Source organism: Eubacterium sp. LMAG:50 (assembly GCF_008680265.1).
Lineage (GTDB): Bacteria > Bacillota > Clostridia > Lachnospirales > Lachnospiraceae > Eubacterium_U > Eubacterium_U album.
Genome location: NZ_NALP01000004.1, coordinates 260,719 through 281,912 on the forward strand (window position 1 = coordinate 260,719; position 21,194 = coordinate 281,912).

17 protein-coding genes and 1 pseudogene are annotated in these 21,194 nt (G+C 36.1%); 1 reads left to right on the plus strand and 17 read right to left on the minus strand.

All coding sequences use genetic code 11. The features are described 5' to 3' along the window. Nucleotides 1–2 precede the first annotated feature (2 nt). Entirely contained in the window at nucleotides 3–3,434 is a 3,432-nt protein-coding gene (locus tag CCC31_RS01355; RefSeq protein WP_290848987.1) for a PD-(D/E)XK nuclease family protein, read from the minus strand. Nucleotides 3,435–3,610: 176 nt separating this feature from the next. On the opposite strand from CCC31_RS01355, the gene CCC31_RS01360 reads away from it, so the two are divergent. After that, nucleotides 3,611–4,039 (plus strand): hypothetical protein, encoded by a 429-nt coding sequence (locus CCC31_RS01360; RefSeq protein WP_022088178.1) that lies wholly within the window; start codon nucleotides 3,611–3,613, stop codon nucleotides 4,037–4,039. A gap of 236 nt (nucleotides 4,040–4,275) precedes the next feature. Here the strand turns inward: CCC31_RS01360 and CCC31_RS01365 are convergent, their stop codons facing one another. From CCC31_RS01365 to CCC31_RS01440, 16 genes and pseudogenes are all read right to left on the minus strand, one after another. Further along, the gene (locus CCC31_RS01365) at nucleotides 4,276–6,351 is read right to left on the minus strand and encodes an NAD(+) synthase (RefSeq protein WP_290848989.1); all 2,076 of its coding nucleotides are present in this window, start codon (nucleotides 6,349–6,351) and stop codon (nucleotides 4,276–4,278) included. Nucleotides 6,352–6,772: 421 nt separating this feature from the next. Then, nucleotides 6,773–7,537 carry an N-acetylmuramoyl-L-alanine amidase gene (locus CCC31_RS01370; protein WP_290848991.1) on the minus strand — a complete coding sequence of 255 codons (765 nt, stop codon included), beginning with the start codon at nucleotides 7,535–7,537 and terminating at the stop codon, nucleotides 6,773–6,775. Between the two features lie 51 nt (nucleotides 7,538–7,588). Beyond that, complete coding sequence (locus CCC31_RS01375; RefSeq protein ID WP_055258570.1) at nucleotides 7,589–9,217, minus strand: recombinase family protein; 1,629 nt, start codon at nucleotides 9,215–9,217, stop codon at nucleotides 7,589–7,591. A gap of 79 nt (nucleotides 9,218–9,296) precedes the next feature. Then, nucleotides 9,297–9,419 (minus strand): hypothetical protein, encoded by a 123-nt coding sequence (locus tag CCC31_RS01380; protein ID WP_002323371.1) that lies wholly within the window; start codon nucleotides 9,417–9,419, stop codon nucleotides 9,297–9,299. A gap of 421 nt (nucleotides 9,420–9,840) precedes the next feature. Continuing rightward, nucleotides 9,841–10,080, minus strand: coding sequence for a helix-turn-helix domain-containing protein (locus CCC31_RS01385; RefSeq protein WP_044986965.1), 240 nt, complete (start codon nucleotides 10,078–10,080; stop codon nucleotides 9,841–9,843). Further along, a complete protein-coding gene (locus tag CCC31_RS01390) occupies nucleotides 10,073–10,501 on the minus strand; it encodes a sigma factor-like helix-turn-helix DNA-binding protein (protein ID WP_008787630.1) in 429 nt (142 codons plus the stop codon). Before CCC31_RS01390 ends, CCC31_RS01385 begins: the two co-directional genes overlap by 8 nt. A 279-nt stretch (nucleotides 10,502–10,780) precedes the next feature. Continuing rightward, nucleotides 10,781–11,005 carry a hypothetical protein gene (locus CCC31_RS01395; RefSeq protein WP_004612108.1) on the minus strand — a complete coding sequence of 75 codons (225 nt, stop codon included), beginning with the start codon at nucleotides 11,003–11,005 and terminating at the stop codon, nucleotides 10,781–10,783. A gap of 21 nt (nucleotides 11,006–11,026) precedes the next feature. Then, nucleotides 11,027–11,743, minus strand: a complete 717-nt coding sequence (locus CCC31_RS01400) for an ABC transporter permease (protein ID WP_004612107.1) — start codon at nucleotides 11,741–11,743, stop codon at nucleotides 11,027–11,029. Further along, entirely contained in the window at nucleotides 11,740–12,555 is an 816-nt protein-coding gene (locus tag CCC31_RS01405) for an ABC transporter ATP-binding protein (RefSeq protein ID WP_004612106.1), read from the minus strand. Before CCC31_RS01405 ends, CCC31_RS01400 begins: the two co-directional genes overlap by 4 nt. A 2-nt stretch (nucleotides 12,556–12,557) precedes the next feature. Then, a complete protein-coding gene (locus CCC31_RS01410) occupies nucleotides 12,558–13,352 on the minus strand; it encodes a MerR family transcriptional regulator (protein ID WP_004612105.1) in 795 nt (264 codons plus the stop codon). A gap of 119 nt (nucleotides 13,353–13,471) precedes the next feature. Then, entirely contained in the window at nucleotides 13,472–14,845 is a 1,374-nt protein-coding gene (locus tag CCC31_RS01415) for an MATE family efflux transporter (RefSeq protein ID WP_290849051.1), read from the minus strand. After that, a complete protein-coding gene (locus CCC31_RS01420) occupies nucleotides 14,838–15,695 on the minus strand; it encodes a GNAT family N-acetyltransferase (RefSeq protein ID WP_117455700.1) in 858 nt (285 codons plus the stop codon). Before CCC31_RS01420 ends, CCC31_RS01415 begins: the two co-directional genes overlap by 8 nt. A gap of 177 nt (nucleotides 15,696–15,872) precedes the next feature. Next, entirely contained in the window at nucleotides 15,873–16,784 is a 912-nt protein-coding gene (locus tag CCC31_RS01425) for a conjugal transfer protein (protein WP_290849057.1), read from the minus strand. A gap of 15 nt (nucleotides 16,785–16,799) precedes the next feature. After that, on the minus strand, nucleotides 16,800–17,807 hold the full coding sequence (locus CCC31_RS01430; protein ID WP_117719205.1) for a bifunctional lysozyme/C40 family peptidase: 1,008 nt from the start codon (nucleotides 17,805–17,807) through the stop codon (nucleotides 16,800–16,802). Then, nucleotides 17,804–20,005 carry a CD3337/EF1877 family mobilome membrane protein gene (locus tag CCC31_RS01435; RefSeq protein ID WP_290849062.1) on the minus strand — a complete coding sequence of 734 codons (2,202 nt, stop codon included), beginning with the start codon at nucleotides 20,003–20,005 and terminating at the stop codon, nucleotides 17,804–17,806. The genes CCC31_RS01430 and CCC31_RS01435 overlap by 4 nt, the downstream gene beginning before the upstream one ends. Next, nucleotides 20,005–21,194 (minus strand): annotated as a pseudogene (locus CCC31_RS01440) (ATP-binding protein); the annotation flags it as partial. The pseudogene CCC31_RS01440 and the gene CCC31_RS01435, both read right to left, overlap by 1 nt.

Genomic DNA, 21,194 nt, shown 5'->3' on the forward strand with positions numbered 1-21,194 from the left:
ATTTATTTTTCTCCTTCCGAATCTTCATACATCTCATCTAACTTAGAAATTACTTCAGGCAATTTATATCCGGGAACCTCCGTATACTTATCTCCTGCATTTACATCAAAACTACACATACCTGCATATGGGCAATATGTACATGCCTTTTCTATAGGATTAACATCAATATTTCCCTCGCAAATTTCTTCTTTAAACTTATCTGCCATATCTGAAACATAATTAATAAGTTCACCAAAATGCTTATTATCAATCGCCATTACATCTGCGTAATAACTTTCATCTCTTTTAATTCTCACAGGAATAATATCCGAAGATTTTTCCATATTTTCATCTATATTTTTTAACACGTTGATATCGTCTGTAAAAATACCTGACATCTTATACTCTTTAAATCTTTTCTTATTGATTTCACAGGCAAGTCTTTCTTTTAGTTCTTCCTTTGTCAATGAACCATCGTTCATAATTTTATTTTTTTCTGTTTTTGTCAGTCCATTAGTATAAGGGTCTTTAATTTCATAATAAAATGCTCCTGCCGGCAAAACCTGTTTGTCCTTATATTTTTCCTGTTCTCTTTTTATTACATCTCCTAAATAAATAAGAAGCTGCATCTGTGTGCCGAAAAATGTAGAACTGATTTCAAATTTCTTTGACCCTGATTTATAATCAATAATTTTCACATACACTTTCCCATCGTCAGGATCCTCGTATAAGTCCACTCTGTCTACTTTTCCATGTTCAACTACTGACTCATAATAAACCGGTTCAAACTTTCCTGCATTGATATGACTTTTTAATATTTCTGTAGTATTTATAGTTGTTTTTAAAATTTTATTTGCAATATATTTATTTCTTGCATCACTTGAAATAGCATTATTTTCGTATTCCTCAAATACGATATTTACGCATTCTTCAACTAATTTTTGTATATCTTCGTCTGTTAAATTTCTCCAATTCAAATTTTTATTTTTTAATTTTCTGCAAAACAACTCTAATGAATAATGATATAAATTACCAATATCATATGCAGCTATTTCAAATTTTCGTCTTTCTGAAAGTTTAAGACCATTAGCTAAAAACTGTGAATATGCACATGCAGCATATCTTTCAAGTCTTGTAATACCAATGTTGTGTCTGTTGCCATACAGTCCTCTTGCAATTTCCGGCAGTAATTTTGGATGTCTTGATGTATAATATATTCCTTCTATTATCATCTTTACAGCATTTTCTACTTCCCTGTTTTTAACAAGATTTGCAATCATCTGCTTTGTCTCATTATCTCCATCAAGGCTCTTATTTTCCTGCATTCTGTTTGTTATAAATTCTAATGCCTCTGTTATATTTGTAATATCACCCGGAACATTTTCCTTACTACTTTCCTTTATTTCTTTTATTGATGGAAACATTCTTTTTATTAAAGACAGAATATATGATTTTCTTAAAACTTCACCATCCGTGCCTGATGTGCTATATGAAAAGTAGATTTTACCTGTAGGCTTTGCAAATAATGCATACAAATAAAGTCTTTCAATATATATATTTTCTTTAGCTGTTGGCGCTAATACATAATTAGCTGAGCGCAAAAATTCTCTTTCCATATCCGTAATTATTCCGCTACCACTATTTGCAGAAGGCACAAGTCCATCATTTACTCCTGCAAAAAAGATAATTTTCTTAATATCTTTTAATCTTGTTCTTTCCAAATCACCAACCATTACCGTATCAAGACCGGGAGGAATTATTCCAACTTTCTGACTTGCAAATCCGGATTCAACAATCTGTCTGAACTCTTTTACCGACACAATTTCATCACCTAAAAATTCCACAAGCTTATTAAGCATTTTTATAATGGTTTCATAAATCTGTTCGTATTCTTTTGCTTCATCCAGTCTGCCTGCTTCATCACATTCCACTTTATGTTTTTGTATCTTAAGCTGCCAGTCATTATCTAAAATAAATTTGTAAATGCACTTTGTAAAATCAGTTATATCTACGTTTTTTAGCTTTAAGCCGTTTCTCAAATCAGAAAACATTTCTATGATTTTTTCTCTTATCAAATTAATATTTTCAAATTCTTCTTCGCTGATATTTTTATACTGCTTTTCCCATTTTCTGTTGTAACTGTTAAATCCTCTTCTTCCTGACTGAATTACATAATTTTCAATTATATCAATATCTTCTCTGTCAATATCCGTAATTCCTAATTTTAAAAACCTAAATAAACTTTCATATGAAAAATCTTTCTCAACCACTTCAATTGCAGCTACTATACCGTCAATAAAAGGATTTTTAGATATATCTCTCTTATAATCTATAAAATTCGGAATGCCTGATTTTCTAAATTCATCCTGAATAAATCTATAATATCCTTCCATATCAGAAACTACTACAGCGATATCTTTATATTTATAATTTCCTGTAATCATCAACTTAGAAATTTCATTTGCAATCCATCTTGCCTCTTCTTTTGGATTAGATGTTACATGCATTTCTAAATTTTTGCATTCTTTATCATAAGGTTTTAAAACTCTATTTCTAAATATATTTTCTTCTAAATAACAAAGTTCATCATTATCAGCAATTCGTATCGGTCTTTTTCCTTTATTTACAATAACCGTATTTTCGATTTCGACACTATTTCTTATTGCCAATTCTCTTAACTTTACAATTGTTTCTTTGCTGAGTGCAAATAATTCTCTGTCATTATATCCGTTAAAATCAGCTTCATTTTCAGGAAGAGTTATTGCGACAGTAACTTCTCTTGCATATTTTATTAATTTTTCTAAAACCATATACTGAATAGGTGTAAACCCTGTAAAACCGTCAATATAAATATGTGTTTTTCTTATTTTTTCTGACTTTTCCATTACATTACAAAAAATGCTCAACACTTCTTCCATCGTAATCATTTTTTCATTTATGTAATTGTCAAATTCTTCCGCAATCGTTTTAGTATCAATTAATTTATTTCTTAAAATGTTATGACCTTTTACATCATCAATCATCTTTTCCAAATCTTGTGTTCTATAATTATATTGCTTTAATTCGGTTATTAAAGTTTTTGCTCTATCCACAAATCCCGGCATATTTGCTTTGTTATGATAATACTTAAGGTCTTTTTTACAATTTTCTAATACTTTACGGACAACGAGAGTTTTTCCCAAATCGTCCATAACCTTAATATCTGTCATTCCAAGTTCTTCAAATATACCAAATGCAAGTCTCTGAAAACTTACTACCTCAGTGTTAAAACTTCCGTGTCTATCTGAAGCAAGCAAAATTTCTCTCTGGGCTTCCATTGAATACTGTTCAGGAACCAAAGCTATATAATCTTCATTTCTGTTTTCATATTTTGAAGCGTTATTTGTAAGTCTTTCATATAATAAATGTGACTTACCTGAGCCTGCGCTTCCTACAATAAATGTTAATGACATATCCGTCTCCATTCTTTATATTTCCTTAAATGATGCCTGGGCAAAAGTTCCCACCTTTTGACCCTGGCATTCTTAAATTATTATATATAATTTTTGCTGTTTTTTCATCATACTTTTATGTTTTTGCTCATAGATTTAATTATAAAAACCTATACAGTTTTCGGAGGTCACACATCATGAGTAAAAGTCCTAAATTTATGGTTTTTCATCTTAAAGAACTTATATATACATTTATATTAATTGTCCTTGGAATCGCCTTAATAATAACCTTAGTTTTAATGTTTAGAAAAGACACCACTACTTCGGCTCCTGCAAGTGATTGCACTTATAAGGCCGGTGTTTATTCCTCTTATATCACGTTAAACGGAAATCCTATGGAAATTCAGGTAGTTTTAGATGATAACCACATAAATTCCATTACAATTGAAAATATTGACGATTCCGTAGCTACAATGTATCCTTTAGTGAAACCTGCTTTTGAGGATATTGCTAACCAGATTGTATCAACTCAGTCATTAGAAAACGTATCTTACAATCCCGAAAGCCAATATACATATTCTGTATTATATAATGCAATATGCGATACAATTAATTCGGCCAAATAATTTCAATAAAATATTTTTGTGTCAGGTTTTAATTTGCAAATCTTTAAAGTTAATTTGCAACAACACTTTTGCAAAGCTGATATCACTCTTATTTATAAAAATATCAGCATAATAAATTATAAAAAATAGGATGAGACAATTATGTTCCATCCTATTTCTATTATTAATATACAAAATTTTATTTTATGGAAATTATTCATGTACAAATAATTTCGCATACATATTATTTGCTATAATTACTCTAATTCTTCTAACCACTCACGTACTACTGCATCACTTGGCATTCTCAAATCTCCTCTAGGTGAAACCGCAACGCTTCCTACCTTTGGTCCGTCAGGAAGGCATGAACGTTTAAACTGCTGCGAAAAGAATCTTCTGTAAAATGTCTTTAACCATTTCAAAATAGTTTCTTTATCATATTTTCCATCAAATGCGTGTTCAGCTAAATATAATACCTTCTTAGGTTCAAATCCAAATCTTAAAATATAATATAAGAAAAAGTCATGCAATTCATATGGTCCAACTACATCCTCTGTTTTCTGTGCTATTTTTCCATTCTTAGTAGGTGGCAGTAATTCAGGACTTACAGGTGTATCTAGCACATCAAATAAAATGTCTGCTAATTTCTTTACTCCACATGTGTCTGCAAAATAATGAACTAAATGTCTTACCAACGTTTTCGGGACTCCCGCATTTACACCATACATAGACATATGGTCTCCATTATAAGTAGCCCATCCTAATGCAAGTTCCGACATATCTCCTGTTCCAATAACCATTCCATTATATTCATTTGCAAAATCCATAAGCAAATAAGTTCTTTGTCTTGCCTGTGCATTTTCATAAGTAATGTCGTGATTATCTATACTATGTCCTAACTGTTTTAAATGAAGTGTTACTGCATCAGCAATATTTACTTCTTTTAGTTCACATCCAAGTTCTTTTACAAGTGTAACTGCATTATTATATGTTCTGTCAGTTGTACCAAATCCCGGCATTGTAACTGCAATTATGTTGCTTCTGTCAATATTAAGTGCATCAAATGCCCTTACGGTAACAAGCAGTGCCAATGTGGAATCAAGTCCACCTGATATTCCTATAACTGCATTTTTACAATTAGTATGTTCTAAACGTTTCTTAAGTCCCATTGTCTGAATTGTAAGAATTTCTTCACATCTCTTATTTCTCTTTTCTTCATCCTTTGGTACAAATGGTGTATTATCAATTTCTCTTGAAAGTTCAAATTCTTCTAATTCTAAATCAATTTCACATATTTCATAATCGTCGTCACTAACTGCTGTAAATGTATTCATTCTTTGTCTTTCTGCAGCCAATTTTTCCAAATCTATCTCAGCATATACTGTTTCATTTGTAAATCTTTTTGCCTCTGCTAAGATTGTTCCATTTTCAGCTATCATATTATGTGCCGCAAATACTAAATCAGTAGAAGATTCCCCCTCTCCTGCATCAGCATACAAATAAGCTGATATTGTTCTTGCTGACTGTCCTGCCACAAGATTTTTACGATAATTATCTTTTCCTGTTACTTCATCACTTGCTGAAAGATTAGCTATAACTGTTGCTCCTGCCATAGCATAATTTGTGCTAGGTGGATTTGGCACCCATAAATCTTCACATATCTCTATTGCGAATTTAAAGTTTTCTATATTTACACAGTCAAAAAGTATGTTTGTTCCAAATGGGATTTCATCATCATAATCATCATCCCAATCTTCATCATCTTCTTCATCATCTTCCCAGTCGTCTTCATCAAAGTCATCCTGATTATGTTTAAAATCAACTTTGCCATTCTCTGTCATATATATTTTATAATCAAAACCTTCTTTGCAGTTTTCTTCTAAACTCCATTCATCCTTAGTAACTTCAAATGAAACATATCCTTCAACACCTTTTCCTGATACAAAATGTCTTGCTTCATAAAACTCGGAATAATTAGGTATATATGACTTAGGTACAATTCCAAGTATCTCTCCATCATAAACAACTGCCGCAACATTGTATAACTTGCCATTATATACCAATGGGAGTCCGACTATAGCTACAATTTCTTTATCTTCACAATGTTTTGCTATTGCCACCAACTTTTTCTTTGCATTTTTTGGCATGTGCTGCTGCCAGAACAAATCGCTGCATGTATATCCCGTAATACATAATTCAGGGAATACAACAAACTGTGCTCCATTATCATAAACTTCATCAATTAATTTACATATCTCTTTAGCGTTATATTCACAATCTCCTACTTTAATTTTAGGAGTTGCGCACGCAACCTTTATAAATCCGTTATTCATGTCAATCCATATCTCCTGTGTTATATATTCGTGAATTAATATTTTAATACACGCTTACCTCTAATGATACCCCATTGTCAAATTTATTGTCAACATTTCACGTAAATTGTCTCTTTTTATATTGCTTTTTATGATATACATTTAATGAATGTCCAATTTTAATTAATTATATACCTATTTTTTAATATACATTCAACGTAATGCTTTTTATGTTATATTCATGATTTTGTCATAAATAACAGAACAAGAAACGCCTAATATCAAATTTATTTTTTGATATCAGAGCGTTTCCATAAGTTATTATTTAAATGAAAAATTAAATATAGAAGTCTTAAAACTATTCATAATAACTCTATATATTAACCGAGCATCGCATCCGTCAGGAAAAAAGTCGAAAACTTTTGCCCCCAACATCTCTATATTAATATCTTCTTGGAATAAATGTGTTATATCCTACATTTCTTAAATTCATTTCCATCATCGCAGCATTATCAATATCATCAAACACTCCAACCTGTACCTTATACAATCCGTTCTCAAATATGACATCTGCCGGATACCCCTGTTGTCTTAATTTATACGCCATATTATTTGCTAACTGTCTGTTTCTAAATGCACCAACCTGTACTGTATATGTGTTTCCATCAGCATCCTTCGTATCATAATTTTCAAGAGTTTCCATTATTGCACATGCTATTGCATTTGCTATTTCATAGAATTTTTCATCAAATAATTTATTATCACTATCTGAATTAATGAAGCCTGCTTCTATTAATACTGCCGGCATCTTTGTTCTTTTTAAAACTACTAAATTAGGTCTTTCAACGACTCCTTTATCTTCAAATCCTATCTTTGTAAGATTTGCATTAATATTTCTGGCAAGTTGTGATTTTAAGCCACTGTCATCATATACTAAACTCTGCACTCCACTATACTGATTTGCTGTAGGCGCAGAATTTCTATGAAATGATACAAATAAATCTGCTCCTGTATTATTTGCCTTAGTTGCTTTTTCAAATGGGGTATCATAGACATCTGATGTTCTTGTAAATTCTACATCATATCCATTATTTCTTAAAATCTCCCCTACCGCTGTAGCAAGTCGTAATGCATCATCTTTCTCCTGTCTGCCTTCATAAACTGCCCCGGGGTCTGTTCCACCATGTGCTGATTGTAGTTTACGCAAATTGTGATATGTATTCCCCAGTATATATGGGGAGTTAGAAATGTATTGAGATTAGATAGCCTTTTTCTCCAAGTCCTCACAGTAAACGCTTGAAAATAAATGTTCCAGCTCATTTCCGAAGTTGTATGAGATTTTAAGTTTGCGGTTTTCATAAACTGTTATCTGGTCTATCATTTCCACAATAATATCTCTGTCTAATTCTTCAATGTCTTTCAGTTCCAACAACCGCCTTAACCACGGTGTTTCAAAAACATCTTCTGTTACACTTTCCTTTTTCTTTTCTTCCAGCGTTTCAATCTGTTTGGAGTAAAGCGTTTCTTTTTGTTGATAGTCCTCTCGATAAGAAAGAAATTCTTCTTTAGAAATCAGTTCGTCTTTGTAATCTTCATAAATTGACTTTTTCAGCTTCTTCACTCTTTCAAGCTCTGCTTTTAACTTTGTCAGTTCTATGTCTGTTGATTTTCTGATCTTTGTTGCTGTGAAAGATTGTGATTTTACAAGTTCCTGCAAGTTCTCTACATTGCGGATAATCTGCTTTAAATCTCCAAGCACAATATCATTCAATACTTGAAACGGGAGCGTGTGCGGAGTGCAATAATCTTTTCCACTTCTTTTGTAAGTTCCACAATAGAATGAATAGGACTTACTTCCGTCAGCACGTCGCCAGAAATTTTTCATCATTGCCCGACCACAATCGCCACACTTGATAAAACCTGCAAAGATATTTTTATTTGTTTCTAAATCAATATCCCTATGCTTTTTCGTCAGCAGTTTTTGTACCTTATCCCACAGTTGACGGTCTATAATCGGTTCATGTGTATTTTCAACCCTTATCCAGTTTTCTTTCTCAACTGGACGCTGTTTGCTTCTCATACGTTGATGTTTCTTTCCTTGCACCATGTTTCCAATATAAAGCTCATTTTGTAACATCACTTTAATCGTGGAATACGTCCAATAAGAAGTTTTCTCTAAACGATTGCAATTTTTGTAATTTTCGCCGTTGAGCTTTTTATATTCCGACGGACAAAGGATACCCTCTGCATTTAGTATTTTGGCAATGCTTTGTTTTCCTATTCCTTGTGCATACATAGTAAATACTCTTTTTACAACTTCGGACGCATATTCATCAATCACAAGTTTATTTTTATTTGCAGGAGATTTCTTATAACCATAACTTGTAAAAGCTCCGATAAATTCCCCTGCTTTTTGCTTTGATTTTACGGTCGCTTGAATTTTATTAGAAATATCTCTGGCATACTGTTCGTTGAATATATTTTTAATAGGAAGTAACATATCGTATGCCTGCTTCATACTATCAATATTATCTGTTACAGAAATAAAACGAACATTAAGCTCTGGAAATATTCTTTCCAAATATCGCCCCGTATCAATGTAATCTCGTCCGAAACGGGAAAGGTCTTTTACAACAACACAATTTACCTTGTTATCTTCAATGTCAGCAATCATTCTATGAAAGTCTGGTCTATTAAAATTCGTTCCCGTAAAACCGTCATCAATATAAACATCATATAAGATAAAGTCATCATGCTTGTTCACATATTCTGTTAAAAGTTTTCTCTGATTTCCTACACTATCGCTTTCTTCCTTATCTCCGTCCTCTCGTGATAATCTGATATAAATAGCCACGTTAAATAAGTTTGAACCTTTTTGACAAATCATTTTTCCACCTATTCAACTGCCGTACCTATGATAATATTATACCATAAAGTACGGCTTCTTTCCATTGTTTTCAAGGGTTTTACCCTCTTGATAGTCCTTTTTTTACATGAGATTTCACGATACGGACAAGCAATTCCTCTACGGAAAATTTACCTAAAAATTCCCGTTCTACGATATATTGTGCAGGTTCTTTTTTAGCCAAGTTATCAGCCCCCTTAGTCAGCTATCTATTCTCAACATACGCACATAGGCTTATCCAATATGCGTATTTTTCACAATGTTACAGAAGCAGACAGACGGCTTTGGAAAGCTCCATTAGTATCTCAACTATTCCCATTCCTGTGGGCAGAACCGCACCATGCGGACGTATCATTATCCTGTGAGGATAGGTCGTGGCAAAACGACTTTTCCAACAGTCGCTCTCGGATCACTGCGTGGGTCGCTCGCTTTCTTTTGAAAAGGTCGTGGCGTACAGTCCCCGTGGCTCGCTATCTCACAAACGTATCTGTCTGCTTTATTCAGTTGTCAAAGAGCTGTGGCGAAAGCGTGTTGCTTTCATTTAGAAGCAGGGGCAGAGCAGGAAAGAGGGGATTGAACAAATCATGCTCTGCGGTTACTGCTTGTTATTCTTCGGTTTCTAAAGAAATATCAAAGTCCAAAATCATTTTGATAAGTGCTTCTCTGATACGTCCCTTTAATTCCATGTCTACGACTATGCAGACATTACCATATCTGTCATAGAATGGACGCAAACAACATTTTGATATGTACGGGTCATAAAATGCCAGTATCTTTTCAATCGAATTTACGTTGCCGTCCACAGCCGACGAGATAAGGTAAAATGACGGGCGTGTGTTATTCATCATTCATGTTCTCCTTTAACTTTTTCTTGATTTCTTCAAGTGAGTTCTTCCTACTGCGGAACGACGTTGAACGGTTAATCTTTAATCTGTCGCCGATTTCTGTATCGCTCATGCCTAAGAAGAAATACATCAACAAGATTTCTCTATCTTTTTCAGACAGATACTTAATCGCTTCTGCTAAATCATCATCAAGGACACGAACCTCAATACCACATACATCAAAGGCGGTATAATCGCTTTCGTATTCGTCCCAGACTGCCAGCTTTTCCACGACGATTTCTGGAAGTTCACAATAGGAAATTTCCTTATTTCTTCGTCGCTTTAATTCTTTGCGATAATTACGGACAATGCCTTTTACTACACGTTTGAGCTTGCAGTCAAATTGACATTGTATTGTCTTTTGGAAGTCCGACGGTTTCATATCATCACACCCCCTTTCCGTTATGACGTGAAAAGTGTTTATCCCTCTTTCCGCACCATATCTGTACAGCAAGGTGTGATTTGTTGCATGATTTTGAAAAAAAGTGAAAAAATTTTTTCGGGTACAAAAAAAGCCCGCACAAAACATATAGTCTGTACGAGCTATTAAAGCTGTGAGATATTCAGTTGTTGATAAAATGCTGTTAGGTAGTGTATGATTGTATAGAATTTCGCTTAAAATGTTCCATAATACAATCCCCCTTACAGCACTTGTTTTGTATTACACTTTTGTCTTTTTGGTAATCTTGTAAATATATTCTTCTGGTGTAGGGCGTTTATTTCCAAAATACTTTCTGAAATTCGCCTGCACTTCTGGGTCGGTGCTGTTCATAGCTTCATCAATCGTCGCTTCTATATCAGCCCGAACATCAGCCAATGATACACCGCCAGCTTTTGCACCAGCTTTCAATGCTTTTTTAATATCTCGTTTTTTTAGTCCTATCATAATTCAACCTCTTTCTTCGTATCATTCAGAACGAATTTTTTTCAATAATTGCATACTCGCAAAAACAGAAATAGCCAGAATAAGCAGTAGAGGAAGAAATGTGCTTATATCAATATTCTTTTGTATCAGCAAAGTATATCCCCATGTTGCAGGGAACAATTTTCCTATACTTTCAAGAAAGTTTGGAAGTAATTCTGCCGAAAACATGATACCAGACAACATAATAGAGGGTAAAAAGACAACTTGACTATACATTGTCAGTTTTGCTTGATTTTTAACAGCTAACCCCAGCACACATGAAATAGCAAGCGATACAATAACAAATAAGGCAAGTGTTATAAAATATAACGGAATATTTGACGGGATAGTAGAGTGAAATACAATCGGTGCAAGTGTAAAAATAATCATGCTCATTATCATTAAATGGATAAATGCAGATACAACTAAGGTAATTACACCAAAACATAAAGGTATCCCATTTGCTATATACATTTTCTTTATGTCCGTACCATATACTTCAACCATTGATGGTGGTACACCTATGAAAGCTCCCATTGAAACCCCCATAACTGTCATAGATTGTATCAATGTATTCTTCGCTTCTGGCATTAAAGAAGTAAAAATACCGCCCATAATCGCAAAAAATAGTAGTGGGACGACATAGCAGGTTACTAATAGTGTTTTACTGCGAATATCTATTTTTAATTGTACCTTTATTCCATACAACATAGCTTTCATTGTTTACACCCCCTTGAAAGGTTGATAAAGTGCTGTTCTAATGTACCTCGATTTACCTTTATATCGAAAATATCAATATTTTTCTGCTTGTATTCTTCTAAAATACTTAACAAGGTATCTGCAACATTGACAGCAGAGTATTCGTTTTCGCCCAATTCACTTACTATTTTTATGTTGTATTTCTTGCCTACTTTTGACGCTAATTCGTCAGTTGTACCTATGAAACTAATTACCCCATTATTTAGAATAGCAATACGGGTACAAAGAGCTTCAACTTCTGCCATATCATGACTAGACAAAATTATTGTTGTACCATTTTGATTTAACTTCCGAATTTCATTATGCAGAGATATACGTCCCTCTACATCAAGTTCCGTTGTCGGTTCGTCGAGAAATAAGATGTCTGGCTTTCCAATAAGAGCAAGAGCTAAATGTAATCTTCTTTTTTGTCCTGCCGACAATTCTGTGTATAACTTCTTTTGCAAATCTGTTACTCCCAACGCCATTAGTAAGGAATTATCAATCTCTGCACGTTTCCATTTCGAGAACAACTGAATTACTTCACTTACTTTCATATAAGCAGGTAACGAAGCTGATTGTAATTGAATACCAATATTTCCCGATATTTTTATATTACCAGAATGATATTTACGAAAGCCTTCGATACATTCAAGAATAGTTGTTTTACCTGCTCCATTGATACCCAAAATACCGAATACTTCTCCATGCTCAACACAAAAGTTAATACCTTTCAATACTTCATGGTTTCCATACTTTTTCTTCAAATCGGTAATTTCTATTGCATAAGACATTCCTACACCCCCTCGAAAGCATTTATACCAGCATTTTGAAAATATAACTCTAATGCAGGTTGCAGATATTCATTTACTTGTTTTTGCTTTTTTAACCACTCGTTATTATCGCCTATGAGATTATCAAATTTCATCAATGTAGGAAGCATACTCATATCCCCATTTGTAAATTCCATAACCATATTCCAAAATTCTTGTGCTAATGCTTGTGCCTGCTTATCCTCTGGTGCTATATTCTTCTCTTTTAACCTTATAACTTTATCGTTTAGTTGATTGAAACGGTGCATAAAGTCCATTCCGCTTTCTTTATCAAATCGGTTACGGATATGTTCTAATGTTGTATCATCAAAATGTTTTATTAACCAGTAATACTCATTGTTCATTTGTAGATTAACGATAATGTCAGCATATTTTTTGAAATCTACAACTTGCATTTGCAAGACTTCATTTTTTAATGTTTCAATCGCTGTTACTGCTTCTGTTAATTGTTCTATTTTCTGTTGAATAGCCAGCGACTGCTCATTAAGAACGGTTGCTACTTCTTCTGGTGTATCAAGAGAAATCAGTTTGTTTTTTATATCAGCAAGCGAAAAGCCCAAAGACTTTAATGATAAGATTTGATGAAGTTTTATCATATCCTTATGCGTATATAATCTGCGTCCCCCCTCACTTTCAGTAGTAGGGGAAAGCAAGCCCTCTTTGTCATAATATTGAAGTGTTCGTACTGTTGTCCCCATTTTCTTTGCAAGTTCTCCAACAGTCATAAAATTTTCTGGTATAGCTTTCTTTTTATTCATGTTCCATTCCTCCTGCTTATATTATAATTCACGACGTTACGTCATAAGCAAGAGTTTTTTTGATTTTTTTGAAAAAGGCTTACACTTTTACAAAAAGTAAAATGTAAGCCTATTATCATTTACCCTACAATCTTCCAGTTCTGTATTTTTTCATAACTGTTATTCTGATTGTTCCACGAACGCCAAAGACGAAAATTCAAATATAATGAAATACATAGTGTTAATATTTCAGCAACGGGAACAGCCAACCATACACCTGTTATCTCAATGAACTGAGGCATTACCAACAAGCCTATCATTATAAAGCCGAATGTCCTTAAAAAAGAAATCAAAGCAGATAGCTTACCGTTAGATAATGCAGTAAAAATTGCAGATGAAAATATATTGAAGCCCGAAAAAAGAAAACTAAATACAAATATCATAAATCCGTTTATTGCAATTTTATATACCGCTTCATTTGTCCCAGTAAATAAACGTACCAAACTATTTCCATTTATAAAGGATAACGCAAAAATAAATAATGAACCTACAAAAATGAAAGAAATACAGATTTTATATATTTTCTTTAATCCGTAATAATTGTTTGCTCCAAAATTATAGCTAATAACTGGGGCAACACCCATTGAAAAACCAATAAATAATGTTGTAAGCAAAAATTGTGTATATATAATTATGGTAATAGAAGCCACACCATTTACACCTAATAAATTCATCATTGTGCGATTGAAAAAGAATGTAGTAATTGCCGTTGAAAGCTGACTAACCATTTCTGATGAACCATTTATACAACTTTCTCCAAGTACTTTAATGTCTATAATAGGTTTTACAAAAGACAATGTTCCCGATTTTTTACAAAAGACAATTAGCCCCGTAATTGCTGGTATCAAATAACCAATTCCAGTTCCCAATCCTGCACCGGCAATCCCCATGCCAAATATAGCCATGAAAAGATAATCAAATACGATATTCATTACACCAGCACTTACAGAAAGAACAAGTCCTAAAGTTGGTTTTCCTGCTGTTACAAATAAATTTTGAAATAGTACCTGCAACATACTTGCAGGTGTAAACAGTAAAATAATAGTTAAATAGTCTTTACAATATGGAAATAAAATCTTATCAGCTCCAAGAGCATATATAATTTCGTCAATAAAGATAATTCCTAGAATGAAAATTACTACTCCCAAAATAAAACCAAATAAAATAAGTAGTGTAAAATCCTGTTTTGCTCGTTTGGGTTCTCCTGCCCCCATTTTTCTTGCAACTATGGCACTACCACCCGTAGCTATCATTGTTCCCAATCCTACTATTAAATTGATAACGGGACAAACAATATTGATTGCTGATAAAGCATTTGTATTGACAAATCGTGATACAAATATGGTATCTACAATTGTGTAAAGACCCATAAATAACATCATGGATATGGTCGGGAAAGCAAATTTTAATAAAGACCCAGTATTAAAATTTTTTGCAAGAGGATTACTATTCATTTGTACTACCCCCATTTTTTGAGAATAATACTAATTTTTGTGTAGGATAACCAAATTCAACTAATAACTCTGCTTCAGCAAAGCCTAATTCTTTGTAAGCCTTACGATACCCCGTATCAGCTTTGTCGCCCTCACGGAATGTTGTTACAGAAATGTCTTTATCAACTAAAAGTTCATTCATAACCTTATCCAAAAATAGTTTTGCAATACCACATTTACGATATAACGGGTGTACTCCAAAGAAATCAATGCTTCCCGTATGATAGTTAATAGACATCAAAGCAATGGCAATAGCATTATCAGTTAAAATCAAAACTCTTTGCTCTAAAATACCTTTTTTTAATTCTGTTAAGAACTCATTCTCGTTCAAATTTGGAAAACCGTCTATTACTAAATAAGCTAGTTCTAGACAGGCAGGTATATCTGTTGTTGTAGCAAATCTGATATTTTCTTCCATTTCTTGTTGTGATAATTTTTGTTTAACTGTCTGTATCAAATCAAATCTAAGCTGTAACGGATAAAATTCTTCATTCATTCGATATTCGTTAGGCGTTTTCTTATACATCTGCTTAAAAATATTTGTAAATGCCTGCTGACTTTCATAACCAGCAATAAGCGAGATTTCAAGAATAGATTTATCAGAAAACACTAAAAGTTTTGCAGACTCTGTTAATTGTCTGCGTTGTACATAGTCATGTATAGACAATCCAACAGTTTCGACAAACATTCTATGCAAATGATATTTTGAATATCCAACACCCATTGCAATAGAGGATAAGTTCAGCTTTTCTGTGAGATTGTTTTCTATGTAATTGATGACCGTTATAATGTTTTCAACCTTATTGACCATTACAGCACCCTCCTTTCAGCTTAGATTATAATAAATAGTTTTCTTCAAGTTTTAATATATATTGCGGTTTTTGCATGAATTACTATTTTAGCGTATTCAGAACTATTTGTGAACATAATTCGATGAAAATGTAGTTTGCAAATCATATTTCTATGACATGCAAACTACTTTTTTGAATTATCCAACAATCTTCCAATTACTATCTTTATGTAGCACAAGTTCATACTGCGATACCTGCGTAGCCTTTGTCTGATTATCAAGGAATTTTACGGCAACCTTGACTTTCACATTGTCCCCGTCCCTTGTAAATACTGGGTTTACCAATTCGGAATAAAGGTAGTCCCTGCCGATAGGTTCAAGCACATTTCCAGTTACATAGTAAGCAAGCTCTTTTTCCGTAGCTGTCGGGTACAGCTTAAAGAATGTTTCCAGAAATGCGGTAGCGTCATTGACAGTATCAGCGTCCAGATTTCCGTCTGCTTCTGGTGTCTTTGGCTCATAGTCTGATTTTTCAACTGCTGGTGCAAGGGTAGGGTTCTGAACGATTACCATATCCCCGTCAGCGTCCACATGGACTTTCACGGTATAGGTTGCTTTAATTGCTGTTGTCTGTTCTCCCTCTTTTATCTGCTGATCTACTTCGTAGGTGGCAGAAAAAGTGTCCGTTCCCGACTGTTCGATATTCCACACAATCACATCTGTAACCGTGGAACTGGTCGGTATATCGGTTCTAATGGTATCCACATTCAAGTCCTGCAATTCCTTTGTCAGATAACCGTTGATTGCCTGCGTTCTTGCTTCAATCGCTTCTTTGCTGTTATTCCATGTGTAATAGGACTTCGCAAAGTTCTTCACGAAATTTTCTATCCCGTTGGTGTCCTGCAAGCGAAGTTCAATGATTTCTTTTTCATGGGTCGTGTGCTGGTCGATAGCCGTAAAATTCTTATACACCCCGAAGCTCACGCTTGCAATAAGTACCACCCACAACGCAATCACGGCTTTCTTATGTGTGCCTACCTTAACAGTACGCACCTTTTTTTCTTTTGGTTCTTTGATAGTTTCTGTCTGTTTCTTATTCTTCTTAAACATATTTTCAAGTCCTTTCTATTGTTTTACTCGTCCTGCACCGATTAAGTGCTGTTGCCAGTAACTACTACTTAGGTCTGCATATCCTATCGGGTTGCCTGCATGGTACATCTGTGTCGGCGAAACGAGAATACCAACGTGTGTTACATAACTTCCAGCATTATAGGTAGAATGAAAAAACACCAAGTCCCCAGCCTTTGCCTGCGAAAGTGGAAGATGTTGGGTAGCGTCATACTGTGCTTGTGCCGTTCTCGGTAAGGAGATACCAGCTTTTCCATAACACCATTGCGTCAGTCCCGAACAGTCAAAAGAAGTGTTGGGATTGCTACCGCCATACACATATTTCCAGCCTTGATATTTCAACGCTTCATTCATTACCTTTTGTGCCAGCTCTCCCGATACCTGCGAAACAGTTAAATACTGATTGACTAATTCCACATAGAACATATTTCCATAGCCATACCGCCAGCCCCCGTTCTTCGCAACAGCTATCGGGTTGGTATAGGTTACTTTCTTTCCACCCGATTTCTCACGGGCAAAATTTTCCGCAAGATTAAAAGTGTGTTTCTTTCCTTTTCCTGCCACATATCCCACATAACCACCGCCATAGTTATAAGACTGTATCGCTACATTCAAATCGTCGATACCTTGATTTTTGCAAGAAGAAAGCAGGGACGCAAAATATTTACACCCCTGCTTGATTGAACTTTCCGTATCTAAAGAGTTGGGCGGTAAACCAAGACTTTCCGAACTCTGCATAACATCTTCTGCCGTACCGCCACTTTCTACTTGAATGATAGCCAACAGCACATTGACATACTCGGAAATACCGTTTTCTCTGGCGTATTTTTCTACCATAGGCTGATGTTTCAAGACTTCTGCGGATAAGTTCATACCCGTAATGCCAGAAGAAAAATTGCTGTTCTCGTCGTCGCTGTCCGCACTAATCAACACACCAAAGAAAAGCACCAGAGAAAAGAGGATAGGAAACAGACTGCCAATGATAGCGATATGTTTCAGTTTCATTTTTTCTTCTGTCCTTTCTTCATCACAAGGTTAGGAGTTTTCTCTGTTGTCTGCTGGTTCTTTTGTACGGTTTGCGTCTGCTGAACCTTTGTCCTACGGTCTTTTGTGTAATTCTGGCGTGTTTCCTGCGATATCACTTTTTCTACATTCTGCCTATGTACTGGCTGTGCAGACTGGGTCGCTTTCCTATCAGAAGCACCAGAAGATAACGGACGCTCTTTGATAACATTTGTCTTGACTGGTTCACTTGCTTTTGAAGTGGTCGCTGTGGCAGGGCGTTTGACTTCCTGCATTTTTTCTGCACTCGGCTTTGAAGCTGTGGCTGGTCGCTCATGGGGACGGGTAGCTCCCGTTGTCGCTGATCCGTCAGCCTTTCGCTGTGCCTGCCTTGCTTCTTGTGCCTTTTGAAGCTTCATACGCTTGTCAGCGATATTCTGTCTATGCTGTTCCTGCTTTTCCAAACGCCCCGTCTGTCTGGACTGCTGTTCCTGCACCATGCCACGCTTAAAGTCGGACACGCTGGACTTTGCCTTTTCCTTTGCGGAATACACCGCATAAGCGGTCTGTGTCGGCATATCCTTGATGTTTTCTTTGACAGCGTTTGCTTTGTCTTTCACTTTATTTTTCGTATCTAAGACAGCCCCCACCTTTGAACCTGCTCGCTGTCCCATGCTGGAAGTGGTATTGCCCCGATTTTCTTTAGAAGCTGTATTTTTTCTTTCCGCTCGTTTGCCAGAAACGGCACTTCCAGCCACCGCACCAGCCACACCGCCCGAAATACCGCCAGCACTTACCGCCCTTGCAATACGGTGTTCCATACGCCTAGCCCTATGTCGCATAAACAGATACGGTCTGCGGAATATGCGTCGTCCCATGCTTTGACTGTCGCCAGCATTAAGTGAGAACATACTCATTAAGTCGCCCAGCTTCATGTAGATACCAGCGAAACACACTATCTGTAAGAACGCCACCATGAAAAACGGATAGTCCGTTGAAATGTTGTAAAACATACTGGAAATGCTGAACGCCACCGTTACAATGAGCGTGATTCCTGCCCGTGTCATTATGGTATTAAACACCCTTACGATTGCCTGCTTTGCCATGCTTTCATAGCTCGGTATCATGGAAAGTAGAAAACTGATAGGCAAAAACATTGCAAAGATAATAAAAAGTATCTGGCTGAACAACATCATGCCCGTAAGCAAGAATATAAATATCGTGATACCTAAATTGAAGAACAAGAGAAAGAACACCATACCTAAACGATTTACCACCTGCGGTATTGTCAGATTGTTGTTGTCGTTGTCCTCGATTTCTGTTTTCACGACTTCCTCTCTGGTCTTTCCGTCCTCGTCCTCTGGGCTTGCCGATACCAGAGCTTCCACACGGTCTGTCCCGATTTCCTCTGCGTTGCTGTTCCCGAATTGTAAGAGTAGCCACGGCTGTTCTACTTGAATAGAAAATAAGCTGTCCCGTATCAAGTCCACGCTGTCCTTACCCTCACTGTCAGAGTTGGGGAGCATGATTTTTGTTCCCAAGTCCAAAGAAGCGGTGCTGATGTCTGATGAAAATTCATTTATCTTCTTGATATAGTCGGGAGCGTAGGCAATAAAAGAAGCGGACAGCACGAACACCACCACAAAGTTGATAACAGCGTGAAGTGCCTTGCTGGTTTCCCGTTTTATCAGTCCTGTATAGGCAACATAAAGTCCCACCACTAAGATAATGAGAAGCAGGAAACCGACATAAAAGCCAGAGCTGGAAAAACCGTTCTGTGTTACGCCTGCAAGGGTCTGTATGCTTTTTCCGATACTGTCTGCCATATCATTGATGAAGTCCAGCTTATAGGCTTCCTGCACCACATAGCCCGTAGCATTGCTTAAATAGAGGCTTATCGTCCAGACAAAATTGGTAATGCAGTAAAGCCCGTATTGTACCGATTTTCCGATACCGTCGAGCCAGTTCCACGGAAGCCACGACCAGCTATTATCGACGAAAAAATCAAGCTGGTAGTTGGAAAGCGGATATTTAGAATAAAGATTTTCTGCGTTTATGGTATCATCCACAAGCCCCGTTGCATGAGCCACCGTCCCCAGAAGTGAAAGCAGGATAAGGGAGAGTGCTACGACAAACAGAGCCATTTTGAGAAAGTGGAAAATCTTCTTTTTTGTGAACGCACCTTTTATCCTTTCTTTCATCACTCCACCTCATTTCTCTGTACGGGCGGTCTGGTATCAAAGGCGTGTAGCAGTTCTTCAAAGACGGGGTGTATCTGCACCACACCGACACGCCCGTATAAGTCCTGCAATAAGCATTGTCCGTTCTCTAAATCACGCAAGCGTTTCTGGTTGTTCTCGTCGTCCTTGTCAATGCCGAAAAATTCTAAGGTCTGCTTTATCTCGTTAATGTCAGTAGAACGAAAGGCAAATTTCAAGCCGATATTGTTTTTCAGACTTTCCTTTGACACGTCGCCAGAAGATTGTGTAACAAAATAAACGCCTGCCTGCATAGCTCGTCCAGCACGCACCAGCTTATTTGATAAGGTTTCTCCTTGTGCCACATTTAAGAACGCCCACGCTTCATCAAGGTCTACAATCTTGAAAATGCTTCTGTCCGAATGGATAAAGTCTAATGCAAAGGTACTAATCACAATCAGCATAGACACCGACAATAATTCAATGGTCGTGTATTCCTCAAAAGTGGTATCTTTATCTGGTAGTACAAGGTCGGCTACTTGAATGATATTGAGCTGGTTATCCAGACTGATAGCATTTTCCACCGTACCGTCCGAAAACAGCAGGTGTGCAAAATCGTAGTCCGTGAAACTGTCGATATGGTCTGCGATATTTCTTGATATGGGTGTATCTTCTCGGCGTAGCTCGTCTATCACATGGAGCAAGCCCCGACTGTCGCTCTGGGTAACGGAACGCACCGCTTTTCGTAACACGGGGAATTTTTCGCCGTCCCTAGAGGAAATACCCGTTAAAAATGTCAAGATGTCGATTGCCAGACTTTCAGCGTCTTTTACATTCTTCATAATCACGAATGGGTCAAGAAGTCCTGCATTGTCTTTGTCGCTGGTAAGATTTACGATATTGATTTCATGGGCTATCTCTGAGAGCGTTTCTTTCCAGTTGCCACGCTCTGATTTTGGGTCTAAGATAACCGCTTGACCGCCAAAGAGAACAGAGTAGTACACAAGAAGATTGTTGCAGAACGACTTTCCACCGCCAAGCGAACCGACAAAAAGCAGAAGCAAGGGCGTTGGTAACTGTACCTTTCACACCTTGACTGGCAAGGGACGGTTGCAGGTACACATTTCTTCCCGTATCAACGGAATAGCCCATATAGATACCCGTAGTTTTCCCTAACTGCTGTGTCGCACCA

Excerpts from the sequence above, each read along its gene's own strand:
- CCC31_RS01355 (WP_290848987.1), bottom strand. The coding sequence starts at position 3,434 with ATGTCATTAACATTTATTGTAGGAAGCGCAGGCTCAGGTAAGTCACAT.
- CCC31_RS01360 (WP_022088178.1), top strand. The coding sequence starts at position 3,611 with ATGAGTAAAAGTCCTAAATTTATGGTTTTTCATCTTAAAGAACTTATA.
- CCC31_RS01365 (WP_290848989.1), bottom strand. The coding sequence starts at position 6,351 with ATGAATAACGGATTTATAAAGGTTGCGTGCGCAACTCCTAAAATTAAA.
- CCC31_RS01375 (WP_055258570.1), bottom strand. The coding sequence starts at position 9,217 with ATGATTTGTCAAAAAGGTTCAAACTTATTTAACGTGGCTATTTATATC.
- CCC31_RS01385 (WP_044986965.1), bottom strand. The coding sequence starts at position 10,080 with ATGAATAACACACGCCCGTCATTTTACCTTATCTCGTCGGCTGTGGAC.
- CCC31_RS01390 (WP_008787630.1), bottom strand. The coding sequence starts at position 10,501 with ATGAAACCGTCGGACTTCCAAAAGACAATACAATGTCAATTTGACTGC.
- CCC31_RS01395 (WP_004612108.1), bottom strand. The coding sequence starts at position 11,005 with ATGATAGGACTAAAAAAACGAGATATTAAAAAAGCATTGAAAGCTGGT.
- CCC31_RS01400 (WP_004612107.1), bottom strand. The coding sequence starts at position 11,743 with ATGAAAGCTATGTTGTATGGAATAAAGGTACAATTAAAAATAGATATT.
- CCC31_RS01405 (WP_004612106.1), bottom strand. The coding sequence starts at position 12,555 with ATGTCTTATGCAATAGAAATTACCGATTTGAAGAAAAAGTATGGAAAC.
- CCC31_RS01410 (WP_004612105.1), bottom strand. The coding sequence starts at position 13,352 with ATGAATAAAAAGAAAGCTATACCAGAAAATTTTATGACTGTTGGAGAA.
- CCC31_RS01415 (WP_290849051.1), bottom strand. The coding sequence starts at position 14,845 with ATGAATAGTAATCCTCTTGCAAAAAATTTTAATACTGGGTCTTTATTA.
- CCC31_RS01420 (WP_117455700.1), bottom strand. The coding sequence starts at position 15,695 with ATGGTCAATAAGGTTGAAAACATTATAACGGTCATCAATTACATAGAA.
- CCC31_RS01425 (WP_290849057.1), bottom strand. The coding sequence starts at position 16,784 with ATGTTTAAGAAGAATAAGAAACAGACAGAAACTATCAAAGAACCAAAA.
- CCC31_RS01430 (WP_117719205.1), bottom strand. The coding sequence starts at position 17,807 with ATGAAACTGAAACATATCGCTATCATTGGCAGTCTGTTTCCTATCCTC.
- CCC31_RS01435 (WP_290849062.1), bottom strand. The coding sequence starts at position 20,005 with ATGAAAGAAAGGATAAAAGGTGCGTTCACAAAAAAGAAGATTTTCCAC.